Consider the following 14169-nt stretch of genomic DNA (forward strand, 5'->3'; position numbering starts at 1 on the left):
CTTTCTTCGATGCGGACTCAGCCCCGGATGCCGCGTGGCTTCACCTTGCTTGAGGTGATGATCGCGAGCGCTATCGGGCTCATCGTGCTTGGAGCAGGGCTGGTGGCGGCCATGCAGATGCAGCGTCGCTCCCACTTCGAGGAACAGACGATGCTGGCGCAGTCCACCGGCCGGGTGGTCAAGGACCTGATTGCCGCGGACCTGCAGCGCGCCGGTACGGGTATGGGTAATGCGCCCATCGTCTTCAGCGACATGCGCACCCAGACGGCTATCCAGGTGTGGACCGAGCCTGACCTCTCTGCGGTCGACGTGACGCGTCCCTTTCCCCCGGATCCCAACTTCGCACTGCCACCCGCGGGTCCCTACGAGGAGTTCGTGTCGGACGTCCTGCAGCTCCACTGGGGCGATACACGCGGGATGGTGACGCTGGCCAACTGCCTCCCCACCTCGAACGTGCGTACTGGGGCGCAGGACTTCTGCACGACCCTCAATCCCTCCCCACGGCTTCAGCCCACTGTCACGCCCTCACTCCCCGCCTTCGCGGTGAATCCCAACCGACAGGTGGCCTGCCATCTCCGCGTCCTCAACGTGAACACGGGCGGCAACTCCGTCACGGCCGATCCAGGCTACGGCACGGACCCCACGAACAACCCTCCGTGTGGCAACCCGGCCGACAACCTCTGGCGAGTCGACCGTCCAGACCAGGAGTCCTGGCGAATCATGCCGGCCCAGAGTGCTGCCTACCGGGTCAACTGGGCCAGCGGAACGCCCACGCTGGAGTATCTGGGCACGGGCGCAGCAGACTGGGTCGTCCTGAGCAGGGACGTGGAGCGCCTCAAGGTGCGGCTGGGCGTCATGAGCCATGTCCCGCCACTGGGCTTCCGCTGGTTCCCTGATGTCGCAACGGCTCTTCCCGAGCTTGATACCTGCACGATTGGAACCTGTGCCATTGACCAGCACCCGAGCGAGCTGCTCGCCCCAGCGACAGACGAGGAGTTGCGAATGCGGCTGCGTCAACGCATCCGCGAGGTGGAGGTCACCCTGGTGGTCCGTACGCCGCGGCAGGACCGGCAAGCCTTCAACCCTGACGCCCCCATCGAACTGGACCCGGAGGATTTTCCCATCGATGGCTTCAAGCGGCGCACCTTTACCTTCCGGGTGACGCTCCGGAACTTCGCCGCGGGTGGGCTGCTTCCCATTCCGGTGGGAAATTGAGCATGAAGCACACACGCGGAATCACCTTGCTGGAGATGATGGTGACGGTGGCCATCGCCGCCATCTTGCTGTCTGCGGCGCTGGTGGGCATCCAGACGCCCGTCAACCGCCAGCGGGAGAACGAGGCCACGCGGGAGCTCTGGGCCTCCACGCTCCGCGCCCGGCAGCGCGCCATCTCCACCAACCAGCCCGTGCGCATCGTCGTGGACGAGAACGTGGAGCAAGGTGATGGAACCCGGCGCACCGTGGCCCGGTGGGAACAGCTCCGGTGCGACAATGACTGGGACAACGCGAGCTGTCCCGCGAACGGCTGTGAGAACATCACCTGCCGCGCCAACCCGGACTGCTGCAGCGAGGTGGGTCAGGACATCGTCATTCCCGTCTCCATGAACGCGGCTGCGATTCACGGGCTCTGCTACATGCCCGGCACCGGCCGTCCCGTGCGCCCGGGCGACCTGGGCTGCATGCGGGACGCGCTCGATGACCTGCCCGCGCTGGATGCCGCAGCCCCGGGCAATCTGCGCTTCGACTTCACCTCGGGCCGCGCGCGCAGCCTCATCATGGTGGAGCCCCGGACGGGCTTGGCCAGCGTGCTGGACTGCAACTCCCAGGCGGCGATCGACCGCCCGGTGGCAGAGTGCGCGAACTGAGCTCGCGCCTCGCCTGAGAAGCTCCCCTCCTCGGACACACCCGCCGGGGAGGGTTCCACCCAGGCGGCCCGCTACGCCGCCAGGGCCTCGCGGCACTTGAGGCAGACGTCGCCGCCCTGCCCCACCGCTTCCGAGTACGTCCAGCAGCGCGGGCACTTCTCGCCGTGTGCTGGGAGCACCTCGGCCGTGACGCGGACGCCTTCGCCGAAGGCCTGCGCCACTTCCAATGTCTGCGCCGCGTCACCCTTCACGTCCGCCAGCTCCACCTGGCTGGTGATGAAGAGGCCCGGCAGCTCGGCCAGGTTCGCCTGGAGGAAGTCGCGCGCCGCGCCCTCCGCCGTCAGCACCACCCGCGCCTCCAGCGATGAGCCGATGCGCTTGTCCCGCCGCGCCGCTTCCAGCACGCCCTGCACCGCGCCGCGCACCGCGAAGAGCTTCGCGTAGCGCTCGGCCAGCGCCGGGTCCAACTTCGCGGACACCACCGGGAAGCCGCCCAGGAAGACGCTCTCCGTCGGCTTGCCCGGCAGCGTCTGCCACGCCTCCTCCGCCGTGAAGCTCATCACCGGCGCCAGCAGGCGCAGCAGCACCGAGGCCACCTCGTACAGCACCGTCTGCGCGCCGCGCCGGGGCTGCCCGTCCGCGCGCCACGTGTAGAGCCGGTCCTTGAGGATGTCGAAGTACACCGCCGACAAGTCACCGGCGACGAAGTCCACCACTGTCGCGTAGACGAGGTGGAACTCGTAGTCCTCGTACGCCTTGCGCACCCGCGCCACCACCTCCGCCAGCCGCCCCAACGCCCAGCGGTCCAACGGCAGCAGCTCCGCCTCCGGCACCGCGTGCTTCGCCGGGTCGAAGTCGTAGAGGTTGCTCAGCGCGTAGCGGACGGTGTTGCGAATCTTCCGGTAGCCTTCCGACAGGCCCTTCAGAATCTGGTCCGACAGGCGAACGTCATTGCGATAGTCGCTGGCCGCCACCCACAGGCGCAGCACCTCCGCGCCGTACTGCTGGATGACCTTGTCCGGCGCCACCACGTTGCCGCGGCTCTTGGACATCTTCTCGCCCTGGCCATCCACCACGAAGCCGTGCGTGAGACAGGCCTTGTACGGCGACATGTCGCGCGTGCCCACCGCCACCAGCATGGACGAATGGAACCAGCCACGGTGCTGGTCGCTGCCCTCCAGAAAGAGGTCCGCCGGAATCCGCTGCCGCTTCTCCAGCACCGCGGAGAACATGCACGCCGAGTCGAACCACACGTCGAGGATGTCCGTCTCGCGGCGGAACTCACCCTGGCCGCAGCGCGGGCACTGGAAGTCCGCGCCCAGGAAGTCCTTCACCGGCGTGCGGTACCACACGCCCACGCCCTCCTTCTCCACCGCCGCCGCCACCCGCTCCATCAGCTCCGGCGACACCACGGCTTCCTCGCAGCCCTCGCAGTAGGCGATGCAGATGGGCACGCCCCACGTCCGCTGCCGGCTGATGGTCCAGTCTGGCCGCGTCTCCAGCATGCCGCGGATGCGGCTGTGCCCCCACGAGGGCACCCACTGCACCTTGTCCACCTGCTCCAGCACCACCTGCCGGAACGTCTGCGTCCCATGGAAGGGCGCATCCATGGGGATGAACCACTGGTACGTCGCGCTCAGGATGACCGGATTGCGGCAGCGCCAGCAGTGCGGATACGTGTGCGCCACCGTGTCCGTGGCGCCGTTGAGCAGCGCGCCCTTCTCCACCAGCAACTGGATGACGACGGGGTTCGCATCGAACACGCGGCGGCCTTCCAGCACCGGCCCCACCGTGTCGTCGTAGCGGCCGTCCGGACGCACGGGGTTGTAGATGTCCAACCCGTACTTCAGGCCGACCTCGTAGTCCTCCTGGCCGTGCCCCGGCGCGGTGTGAACCAGGCCCGTACCGGCCTCCAGCGTCACGTGCTCGCCCAGGATGACGCGGCCCCGGCGCTCGTAGAATGGGTGCTGGTACGTCAGGTGCTCCAGTTCCTCGCCGCGCGCGTACGCGAGGATGCGCGACGGGTCCACCAGCGCCGCCGCGGAGACTTCACCGCCGGGCAACTCCACGTGCTTCACCGCCAGCTCGTCCGCCTTCACCTCCGCCAGAACCTTGGGCAAGAGCTCCCGGGCCACGCAGATGACGCGTGCGCCGAGCTGGTAGAAGACGTACTCGAATTCCGGGTTGACGGAGACGGCCAGGTTGGACGGCAGCGTCCACGGCGTGGTCGTCCAGATGACGAAGGCTACGTCCTTGCCCTTCAGCGAAGGCACGCGCTCGGCCAGCTCCGCCCCGGCCTGGAAGGCCACGTACACGGAGGGCGAGGTGTGGTTCTCGTACTCCACCTCCGCCTCCGCCAGCGCCGTCTGGTCGTACAAGCACCAGTACACGGGCTTCTTGCGGCGGTAGAGCATGCCCCGCTTCGCGAACGCGGCCAGCTCGCGGATTTCTTGCGCCTCGTAGGTGAAGTCGAGCGTCTTGTACGGGTGCTCCCACGAGCCGAACACGCCCAGGCGCTGGAACTCGGCCTTCTGGATGTCGACGAACTCCAGCGCGTAGGCGCGGCACGCCTCCAGGAAGGCGTCGCGAGACAGCGTGCGCTTGTCGATCTTCTTGTCCTTGAGCCGCTTCTCCACCGCCTGCTCAATCGGGAGCCCGTGCGTGTCCCAGCCGGGGATGAAGTCACACCGGCGGCCGGACATGTTCCGGTACTTCACCACGATGTCCTTGAGGACCTTGTTGAGCGCGTGGCCCGCGTGCAGGTGGCCGTTGGCGTAGGGCGGACCATCAGGCAGGACGAAGGGCTCCGCGCCCGCGTTCTGCTCCAGAATCTTCCCCCAAATCCCCCGCTCCGCCCACCAGCCGAGCATGCGCGGCTCGAGCTGCGCCAGGTTTCCCTTCATGGGGAAATCCGTGCGCGGCAGGTTGACCGAGTCCTTGAAGTCCTTGTCCTTCGGGGGCGTGTCGCTCATGTCGACAGCGGCCGTAACACGCTCCCTACAGGGCTTCAATCCGCGGCGGGGCTCGCGGGCGCCTGGGCGACGGTCCGGCGCACCACCACCACCGCCAGCCGGCCCTCCTTCGTGGAGGAGAACGACAGCTTGATTTCATCGTTCGGCGAGCGGAACAGCCGGGGCTCCTCTTCCAGGAAGCCCGCCTTGCCCAGCTCGGTCCGGTAGAAGGCCTCTACTTCGGACTGCCCGACCGAGACCGAGTACGTCACGGTGCGCGACGACTCCAGCTCCGCGTTCAGGACGTCCGTCGCGCCAGGAAACACCGGCGCCACGGTGGACTGCGGCTGCAACCGCCCCTGCCCGAGGTTGGCCTCACCCATGAACACCGTGGTGGTGCCGTCCGGGTTGGCCTGGAGGATGGCCGTGTAGGAAATGAACTGCTTGGTGTCGAGCGCGGTAATCATCGTCTCGCGCAAGAGCTGCGGCTGGAGCGACGCCTTGGGGACATGGAGCTCCCAGGCCTGGAAGCGTGACACCAGGTGCTGCCCAATGACCTCCGGCTTCTCCTTGCTGAGCACGGCGGACATGCGCACGGGCACGCCCTCCGAGACGATGACGCCCGGCACGTCCACCACCGCCACCACCTTGGGCACGTCCCAGGTGAACGGCAGGCGCTGGGCACGAGCCTCCCCGGCCAAGAACACCATCACTCCCGCCAGGAGTCCCTGCAGCACCTGTTTCATCCGTCACTCCACGAAGTGGCCGTCCCCCCTGGCCGGCCCGTTGACGCCTAAGACTCGACCTCGATGACCTGGGGCTCCACGTCGCCTTGCTGCACGTCCACGGGCGGCAACGGGGTCTTCGACTTGGGGCAACGCTTCGAGCAGGTGTCGAACTGCTTCTTGAACGACTCGGCGCACTTGATGGTGCAGGACATGTCCCGGCCCCGCGGGGGACATTTCGCGGTGCACTGCGACATTGCCGTCCCGGCCTTGTCGCTGCAATCCGCGTCGCACTCCGTACGACCACCAGCCGCGAAGGCAGCGGGAGACGCAAGCAGCACCGATGCCACACCCAGCTGAAGCCACTTCTTGAAACGCATCATGTCAGTCGCAGTCCTTACCCAGGAAGCAGCCATCCCGGCGCATGTAGCCGAGCCCGTACGGCATCGTGGTGATTCCACTCAAGAGCGAACCCGGCGTGGTGGTCCATCTGCCCATGCCAATGGGGTCCCGCAGGAGAGGAAACTGCGTGAACAGCGACTCCTCCCCCGCGGCACTGAGCCACATCGTCTTCTCCTTCATCCCCAGTCCCACCATGGCCAGCGCCGTGGGCGGCAGCGGGTTCATGAAGAGCGCCCGCTCGGCGAGCATGCTGGCCGCTCCCATGATGGGCATCACCGTAGGCGTATAGGTGGTGAAGACCGTGGCGTGGAGCGGTGCGTTGGTGCAGGGAATCAGCTGGTCCTGCATGAGGATGTTGCACGTGACCGACTCCACCTCACCCGCCAGGCCCCAGTCGTCGATGAGCATCGAGTAGCTCCCGGCGCACCGTCCGCCCACCGGACGCCCCACCGCGCAAACCTGGAGACTGGCCAGGCCATCTTCCATGTTCCGCTTCTGGTAGAGGCCTTCCTCCCCCTGGTCGAGGAAGGAGCGTGGAAAGCGCCACGCGTTCAGCGACGCCTGGGCACGGCACGCAGTGCCTCCATTGTCGCGGTAGACGACCCGGGTGGCCGTCGCGCCGCCCCACTCCACTCCCGCCCCCATGTCGCACGACACCGTCATGCCGTTGCCGGTCGTCAGTGCCTGGGTGATGCCCGCGCCCGCCGTGGCGGACAAGCCATTGAAGTCCGCGTAGCGCGCCTGCGCGTCGTTCGCCGCGTCCCTCATGGAGTCGCCAGCGGGGTCGTAGTCCAGCGGGAGCAGGTGCATCTCGCCGTGCGTCCCATCCCAGAGCGCGGAGATGGCGGCCTCCTGCACCTTCAGCGACAAGAAGCCCACTTCGGCGAAGTGGATGCCGAAGGCGACGACGGTGACGAAGAGCGTGACGCCGATGGCGGCTTCCACCATTGACTGGCCGCGCGCCTGCCGGGAACGAAGGGTCTTCTTCATCATTGGACTCCCCTGAAGCCCACGTTGCGCAAGGCCCTCAGCGCCCGGGCAGCGGCGGGAGCGCTGAGGCCCAGGGTGGACTCGGCGTCATCCAGGCCGGACTCATCCGTGTCCGCGGCCACCAACGTGGCCCGCCAGTACGGGTTGAGGAGGTTGGGCGGCTCCGACCAGTGGTTGAACCCGAGGCTCCGACCCCGGTGGTAGTAGGCGATGCCCGTCGCCATGGCCGTCTGGACGTCGTTCGGCGTACCGTCCGCCATCTGGAAGCTGCGGTTGTCGTACTCCGAACCGGCACCTGAGAAGCGGAAGCGGAAGGAGTAGTCCCACGGGTCCAGCTGGCGGCTGCGCAGGTTGCGCTGCACGACAGCGAAGTTCTTGGGCTGGCCGAAGTTGTTGTCCCCACCATCCAGGAGCTGAACAAGGTTGTAGTCCAGGAAGAGCGGCCAGATGCCGGGGCAGCTCGTCACCGGATTCAGACAGGGCATGAGCATGTGACGCATCATGGGACGGTCGTCGCGGCCCCCCGTCCACGTGTGCTCCGGCGACGGCATCATCCCTCCGGACGTCACGAGGCTCGCCTCGGTCGATTCGACGCCTCCCACCATGGACGGGCAGGGAGAGCCGCCACCGTTCCCCGTGTGGTCGTACAGGTAGAGGACGCGGCCCTCGTCTTCCGCGGTGATAGCGGGCGCATACGGGGGCAGCATCGGCATGTCGCGCCCCTTCTTGCCAAAGTGCGTCGTCCCCTCTGCCTGGGCAACGATGACCAGGTCGGGCGCATCGATGACTTCCAGGAGATTGAGGGTGTGCAGCATGTAGTCCTGGATCTGCCGATGGGAGACGAAGGAGAAGCCGCGGCTTCCCATGGCCGCATGCACGGCGTGTTGCACCGTCGCCGGGAGGTCACAGACCGCGCCATCGCTCGTACAGGCCGCGCCGCCGGTGAGCTCGTCGTTGTTGACGCCACCAATGGACGGCACCTGCCACGCGGAGTCGTTGGGGTTCGCCCCCGGCTGGACGTTGCTCACGATTTGATTGGCGAAGCGCTGTGAGTCCAACGCGCTCTTGAGCTCCTGGAAGTTCTCCCGCTGGGCAGCGTAGAGCGCGTTCTGCGCCAACTGGTGGCCGCGCATCTGGATGGCCACCAGGCCCTCGTACCGCTCGAAGACCCTGTCGACCCGGTCGTCCTCTTCGCGGAGCTCGTTCTGCAGCTTGCCCAGGTCGCTCACGCCCTTGATGCCGCACCGGCAGCGCCGCGCGCACGACGAGCTCTTCCAGGCGCAGGGGCAGCCGGTGATGATGTTCAGCTGATACGGCCACTCCCAGTCACTGTAGCCACCGCGTGCGGCGTTGAGATGGGCGCGGTAGAGACTGGCCCAGCTCACCAGGCTGGCGGCCCCCGCCTGCGCCACCGCGTGCGCAATCTGCACGCGGTTGATGACGGCGATGTTGTTGAAGGTTCGCGCGGTGGCCACCGCGTTCGAGAAGGCCGCCGCGTCCGCCACCGTCTGGGCTTCGATGCGCTCACGCACCTTCATGGAGAAGGACAGCGTCAGGGTGACCATCAGCACCAGCAGCAGCATGCTGAGGGCGAACAGCACCATCGTCTGGCCACGGGAATGGGAGCGATTCATCGGGGACAGTCCATGGATGCGAAATGACGCGCCTTGACGGGCGTCAGCATCCGCATGGTGAAGCTGGTTTCAATGGGGAACACGTACTCACGGCGGCCAACGCGGTTGGCCAGCTCCGTGCGGACGTCCGCGGCCAGGGCGTAGGGGCTGGGGAACTCACCGGCGCCCCAGTTCGCCTCGCGCTCGGCCAGCACCAGCGGATTGGCGTCCGTGTAGTCCTGGATGCCGAGCTGCGCGAGGAACATCCGCGACATCACCCAGTTCGCGAAGGGGATGCGCATCGGGTACCAATAGATGAGCCGCACCTCCAGGCGCCGCAGGTGCCCGGGTTCGTCGAACTCACGGTCCTGCGGGCTGTCCACGCCGCCGCCCGCCAGGCTGCGGTTGATCCACACGATGCTACCGGTGTGCACGCCGTCCAGCCCGGCCCGGTACCGGTTGTCCCGGCGCGGCGCGAAGGCCATGGCCAACCGCTCGGGTGCGCCCACACCGCCGCCGTGCTCCCCGCCCACCTGCGACGTGCGCATGCCGATGAAGGAGTGGAACGAAGGCAACAAGGCGAGGATGGCCGCGTGGCTCATCCGCTCGCACTCGCCGTGAGCCACGCTGCCCGCGCGCGTCGCGCGGAAGGCCGCGTACTGCGCGAGCACGCGCGCCTGCAGCATCAGAAACAGCTGAAGCGTGCCCAAGACCAGGAACACGACGAGCGGAAGCGACAAAGCCGCCTCCACCATCGCCTGACCGGACTGCCTCCCACGGCTCGGACGCTGTGAATTCATGGCGAGCGTATGTTCCGGGGATTCATCTGCGATCGGACATACGTCAACTTGACGGGGCGTTCCTTGCATCGCGAACAGGAGAACACGGCGCTGCGACAAACGCGCTTTTCTGGCGTGAAACAACCGAGTTACAACACCCACCGCTGACTCATGGGGCTAGCGCGACTTCATCCCCTTTGTATCCAGCTGGTACTTTTTCACCAACCGTTCAATCGACTTCCGGTGGAGCCCACTCTCACGCGCGGCGCGAGACAGGTTTCCTTCGCAGCGCGTCAAAACGCTGGTGATGTATTCGCGCTCGAAGTTCTCCAGCAGCTGCTCCTTGGCGTTCTTGAAGGAGAGGTGCTCGTTGAAGGGCAGCGGCCCTTCGCGGACCTGTCCCCGCACGCGGGGCGGCAGGTGCGCGGGCTGAATCTCCTCGCCCTCACTGAAAGTGAGGACGTGAGACAACACGTTCATCAGCTCACGCACGTTGCCGGGCCATGAATACGACATCAGCAGGCCCAGGGACTCCGCGGAGAAGCGCTTCTTGCCGTGCTTGCCCACCACTTCCGGATCCGCGAGCGCGCGCTTGAGGATGAGGGGAATGTCGTCGCGGCGCTGTCGCAGCGGCGGCAGTTGGATGGTGATGACGGACAAGCGAAAGTAGAGGTCCTCGCGAAAGCCGCCGCCCTGAATCTCCTTCATCAGGTCGCGGTTGGTGGCGGCGATGACGCGGCAATCCACCTCGATGACGTCGTTGCCACCCACGCGCCGCACTTCATGGTTCTCCAGCACGCGCAGCAGCTTGGGCTGAAGGTCCAGCCGCAGCTCGCCCAGCTCATCCAAGAAGATGGTGCCCCCGTGCGCGCGCTCGAAGGCGCCAGGCCTGCTGCTCACCGCGCCGGTGAAGGCGCCCTTCTCATGGCCGAACAACTCGCTTTCGATGAGGTTGGGGGGAATGGCGCCGCAGTCCAGCACCTCCATGGGCCCCTTCGTGCGGCCGGACAGCTCATGGATGGCGCGCGCCACCAGCTCCTTCCCGGTGCCCGTCTCACCTTGGATGATGACGGACACCCCCATGGGGGCGATCTTCTTGATGAGGCCGAATATCTGCCGCATCTTCATGCTCTGCCCCACCATGCCGCACAGCTCGCCCTCGCGGTCGGGCTCGATGGTGACTTCCTCATCCAGTGGCGCGAAGGTCAGCACCGACGAGCCCGCGCGAATCTGCGAGCCCGGTGACAGGTAGGCCCGCTCGATGCGCCGGCCATCCAGGAAGGTGCCGTTGGTGGAGCCCAGGTCCACCAGCAGATAGCCGCGCTCGGTGAACTGGATTTCGAAGTGGTGACGGCTGGCGGTGCGGTCCTCCACCAGCACCAGGTCATTGCCTGGATGCGCGCCGCAGCGCAGCCGCTCCTTGTCGCTCACCACCGAGCGGCCGGTGTCCGGTCCGGAGGTGACGGCCAGGCGGCACTTGTGGAGCTTCACCGTGGTGCGCGGGTCCACCACGAGCGTTTCGCTCAACAACGGAGAGTGGTTCAGGTCTTGTCCGACGTCGCCGGGACTGGTGTGGATGTCGTCAGGGTGCAGAGGGGGAGCACTCATCTGCGCACGAGGATAGCAAAGGCCCCCCACGAGGCCCGCCCCTCGCGGGCGTCCGTGCTAGGCTCTCACGCCCCGCCCATGCCTCCGCGCAAAGTGAAGTCGAAGAAGGTCCCGGCCCTGCCCGGGTCCCAGGCACTCGACCGTCCCGAACGGGCCCCACGGCGAGGCCACGCGAAGAAGACGGTCGTCATCCTGTCCCGCAAGCGCGCGCTGTACTCCACGCGGCGGCTGGTGGCCGCCATCCGCGCGCGGGGCCACCGCCCGTTGGTGCTGGACACGCTGCGTTGCTGCCTGCTGCTCGCGCAAGACGCGCCGCGCATGACGTACCGCGGCGTGGAGGTGCGTGGCGTGGACGTGGTGGTGCCGCGCATCGGCGCGTCCATCACCGCCTATGGCCTGGCGGTGGTGAACCACTTCGAGATGATGGGCGTGCCCGTCCTCAACCCGCCCACGTCCATCGCGCGCAGCCGCGACAAGCTGCGCGCGCTGCAGTACCTGTCGCGCTCCGGGCTGGACATCCCCCGCACCGTCATGGCGCACGACCGCAGCAACGTGCGCCGGCTGGTGGAGGAGGTCAACGGGCTGCCCGTCATCATCAAGCTCATCAAGGGCACCCAGGGCGTGGGCGTGATGATTGCCCACACGCTGTCGGAGGTGCAGACCATCCTCGACACCTTCTGGGACCTGGGACAGGAAATCGTGCTCCAGGAGTTCGTCGCGGAGAGCGAGGGACGGGACGTGCGGGCCCTCGTCGTGGGTGACCGCGTGGTGGGCGCCATGCGGCGCAAGGCCAAGTCCGGCGAGTTCCGCTCCAACATCCACCGCGGCGGCGAAGGGCAGGCAATCGAGCTGACCGCGCCCTACACGGAAGCCGCCGTGCGGGCCGCGCGCGTCGTCGGGTTGGAGGTCGCGGGCGTGGACATGCTGGAGGGCCACGCCGGCCCCCGACTGATGGAAATCAACTCCAGCCCGGGCTTCGAGGGCCTGGAGCGCGCCACGGGCATGGACATCGCGGGGGCCATCATCGACCACGCGCTGAAGTACGCCGAGGCGAAGCGCGCCGGGTGAGCGCGAACCCGGGTCACGTGAGGTTGCTCGCCTGCTTTCGAGCAGACACACAGCCGGGGCAAGGCACCTTGCATGCTCCTCAGGAACACAGGAATGCCTCCGTGGCCCGTGTGTCCTGAGGAGTTGGCAGCGACGCGGGTGCCCCTCTAATCTGGCGGCCCTCAAATGAAAACGCTGCACAAGCCGCTGCAGATCACCGTCTACCAGGACGTGCTGTGTTCCTGGTGCTACCTCGCCGACCTGCGCCTCGATGTCTTGCGCCAGGAGCTGGGCGAAGCCGTTCGCTGGAGCGTCAGGCCGTATCCGCTGCGCGTCCATGACGTGCTGCCCACGACGCGCGAACAACGCGCGTTGGTGGAAGAGGTCGAGCGCGCACAGCGCGAACCGGATGCCGCCGCGCGCATGTTGTCCACGGACCTGTGGCTCGGGGGAGATCCACCGCGCACCAGCGTGCCGGCGCTGGCGGCACTGGAAGCGGCGCGGCTGCAGGGCCCGCAGGCGCGCGCGTTCCTCGCCCGCGCCATGCAGCGCGCGGCGCTGGAGCAGGGCGTCAACGTGTCCCGCCCGGACGTGGTGTTCGAGCTGGCCTCGCGGGTGGGCCTGGCGATGAACGAATTCTCCGCGGCCTTCCGCTCGGAGGAGACGCGCCGCCTCATCCTCGACGAGCACCGGGATGCCACCCACCGTGGCGTGCGGGGCGTGCCCACGCTCGTCATCGGCGGCCGGTGGATGCTGTGCGGCCTGCGTGAGCTGGCCGAGTACCGCGAGCACATCCTCGCGTGCCTGGGCAAGGTGTCCGTGCCCCGCTCGGGTTCACCCGAGCGCGTGGTGCACTGAGGCGCCCCACCCTTCCGGAGGCCCTGCGCGCGACGGGCGCGCAAGGCCCCGTGTGGAGGTCAGGCCTCTTCGGCGCCGCTGCTGAGCGCCATGACGAGCCCGGCCATCAGCAACTGCAAGAAACCCAGGGCGGGAATCACGGGCACGCAGCAGAGGAACACGCTCACCGTGGCGAGCAAGCCCCCCAGCAGCATCGTTCCAATCATGGGCAGGCGCTCACCGCGCGAGTAGGCGAAGCAGCGGCGCAGCGTCTCCACGGCGCCGGGCGAGTCGGTTCTTGCCAGCTCCGGCTGCAGCAGGATGAGCGGCGTGAGGAGCCACCCGCCCGGGAAGACGTAGAGCGCGAAGGCCACGAACCCCATCACCGCGAAGCCCGGCAACATGGGCGTCACGGCCGCGTCCAGCTCCGAGGGAGGCAGGTCCTTCAGCGCCACCAGCTCCGACCAGGACACGGTGCCAGTCGCCAGTCCCGCGCCCACCGCGCTCACGACGATGAGCAACAGGAGCGGGAGCATCAACAGGAAGGACAGGAACAGCGTCCCCAGGTACGTGGGAATCTTGCCGAACTGGCTGAACATCCGCCCCAGGTCCGCGCGCCGGCCGCTGAGCACGTCCATGCTCATCCGGAGGAAACCCAGCGTTATGCCGCCCTGGATGGCGTAGGAGCCAATGATCCCGATGAAGAAGCCCAGGACGGTGATGACGGTGCTCCCCGTCGCGCCACCGACCATCGAGGAGACTTGCGAGACGACCTGCCCGGCGAAGGAGCCCGCCAGGAAGATGAGCACGCCGACACAGAGCATCACCCACTCGCGCTTGAACGCATCCCAGGACAAGTCCATCAGCCCGGAGACGCTCCAGTTCTCGCGGTTCAGCGGAAAGGCCTGCCCCACGCCCTCGCGCTGACGGCAGGCCGGGCACCAGGCTTGCGAGCCACCCTCGCCGCAGGTGCGGCACATGAAGTTGCCGCAGCGGGAGCAGGTGCCCACCGCATCGAATCCCGGGTGGAGCGGACAGCTCGCGCCCGAAGTGAACTCCGTCTCCGCCATGGTGCATCTCCCCTCGCGCCGCTGCTCACCTTTCCGGGACAGGCGGCACGCACATTTCCCCCTACACCAACCCAGGCGGTGTCCACCAGAGGACGAAGGGCGTTATCCTGGGGCTAGAGGGTGGACGAAAGCGGGACTGCCCCCGGGCGTGAATTTTCTCCACGCTCGGCCGTCTTCCTCGCGTGGCCGCAAGGTGGACGGCCCGGCCGTCCACTCCGCCCAGGAGAGTCACCACATGCGCCGCCTGCTCGCCCTCGCCGTTCCGCTTGCCCTGATGATGGG

The 14169-nt window shown here is 67.5% G+C and carries 12 protein-coding genes; 4 read left to right on the forward strand and 8 right to left on the reverse strand.

Annotated features, from left to right (window positions below; all coding sequences use genetic code 11):
* The first annotated feature begins 9 nt into the window (after positions 1–9).
* On the forward strand, positions 10–1215 hold the full coding sequence (locus FL344_RS11110; RefSeq protein ID WP_141618518.1) for a PilW family protein: 1206 nt from the start codon (positions 10–12) through the stop codon (positions 1213–1215).
* A 2-nt stretch (positions 1216–1217) separates the two neighbouring features.
* Complete coding sequence (locus tag FL344_RS11115; protein WP_141618493.1) at positions 1218–1865, forward strand: Tfp pilus assembly protein FimT/FimU; 648 nt, start codon at positions 1218–1220, stop codon at positions 1863–1865.
* Positions 1866–1936: 71 nt separating this feature from the next.
* On the opposite strand, the gene ileS is transcribed toward FL344_RS11115, so the two are convergent.
* From ileS to FL344_RS11150, 7 genes are all read right to left on the reverse strand, one after another.
* Positions 1937–4837 (reverse strand): isoleucine--tRNA ligase, encoded by a 2901-nt coding sequence (ileS, locus tag FL344_RS11120; protein WP_141618494.1) that lies wholly within the window; start codon positions 4835–4837, stop codon positions 1937–1939.
* 35 nt (positions 4838–4872) lie between these two features.
* The gene (locus FL344_RS11125; protein WP_141618495.1) at positions 4873–5562 is read right to left on the reverse strand and encodes a hypothetical protein; all 690 of its coding nucleotides are present in this window, start codon (positions 5560–5562) and stop codon (positions 4873–4875) included.
* Positions 5563–5609: 47 nt separating this feature from the next.
* The gene (locus tag FL344_RS38465; protein ID WP_194863076.1) at positions 5610–5756 is read right to left on the reverse strand and encodes a hypothetical protein; all 147 of its coding nucleotides are present in this window, start codon (positions 5754–5756) and stop codon (positions 5610–5612) included.
* A 169-nt stretch (positions 5757–5925) separates the two neighbouring features.
* Positions 5926–6936 (reverse strand): pilus assembly protein, encoded by a 1011-nt coding sequence (locus FL344_RS11135; protein ID WP_141618497.1) that lies wholly within the window; start codon positions 6934–6936, stop codon positions 5926–5928.
* A complete protein-coding gene (locus FL344_RS11140; RefSeq protein ID WP_141618498.1) occupies positions 6933–8567 on the reverse strand; it encodes a pilus assembly protein TadG-related protein in 1635 nt (544 codons plus the stop codon). Before FL344_RS11140 ends, FL344_RS11135 begins: the two co-directional genes overlap by 4 nt.
* Positions 8564–9301: a TadE/TadG family type IV pilus assembly protein gene (locus tag FL344_RS11145; RefSeq protein WP_141618519.1), complete on the reverse strand. Its 738-nt coding sequence runs from the start codon at positions 9299–9301 to the stop codon at positions 8564–8566. The genes FL344_RS11140 and FL344_RS11145 overlap by 4 nt, the downstream gene beginning before the upstream one ends.
* Positions 9302–9502: 201 nt before the next feature.
* The gene (locus FL344_RS11150; protein ID WP_186817724.1) at positions 9503–10933 is read right to left on the reverse strand and encodes a sigma 54-interacting transcriptional regulator; all 1431 of its coding nucleotides are present in this window, start codon (positions 10931–10933) and stop codon (positions 9503–9505) included.
* Positions 10934–11011: 78 nt separating this feature from the next.
* Here FL344_RS11150 and FL344_RS11155 point away from each other — a divergent pair, with 78 nt between their 5' ends.
* Together FL344_RS11155 and FL344_RS11160 are read left to right on the forward strand one after the other, a co-directional pair.
* Positions 11012–12001 (forward strand): RimK family alpha-L-glutamate ligase, encoded by a 990-nt coding sequence (locus tag FL344_RS11155; RefSeq protein WP_141591722.1) that lies wholly within the window; start codon positions 11012–11014, stop codon positions 11999–12001.
* A 165-nt stretch (positions 12002–12166) separates the two neighbouring features.
* A complete protein-coding gene (locus tag FL344_RS11160; RefSeq protein WP_140860140.1) occupies positions 12167–12838 on the forward strand; it encodes a DsbA family protein in 672 nt (223 codons plus the stop codon).
* Positions 12839–12897: 59 nt separating this feature from the next.
* On the opposite strand, the gene FL344_RS11165 is transcribed toward FL344_RS11160, so the two are convergent.
* A complete protein-coding gene (locus tag FL344_RS11165; RefSeq protein ID WP_141618499.1) occupies positions 12898–13887 on the reverse strand; it encodes a hypothetical protein in 990 nt (329 codons plus the stop codon).
* Positions 13888–14169 lie beyond the last annotated feature (282 nt).

The organism is Myxococcus sp. AB036A (assembly GCF_006547355.1).
In the GTDB taxonomy this organism is placed as follows: Bacteria; Myxococcota; Myxococcia; order Myxococcales; family Myxococcaceae; genus Myxococcus; species Myxococcus virescens.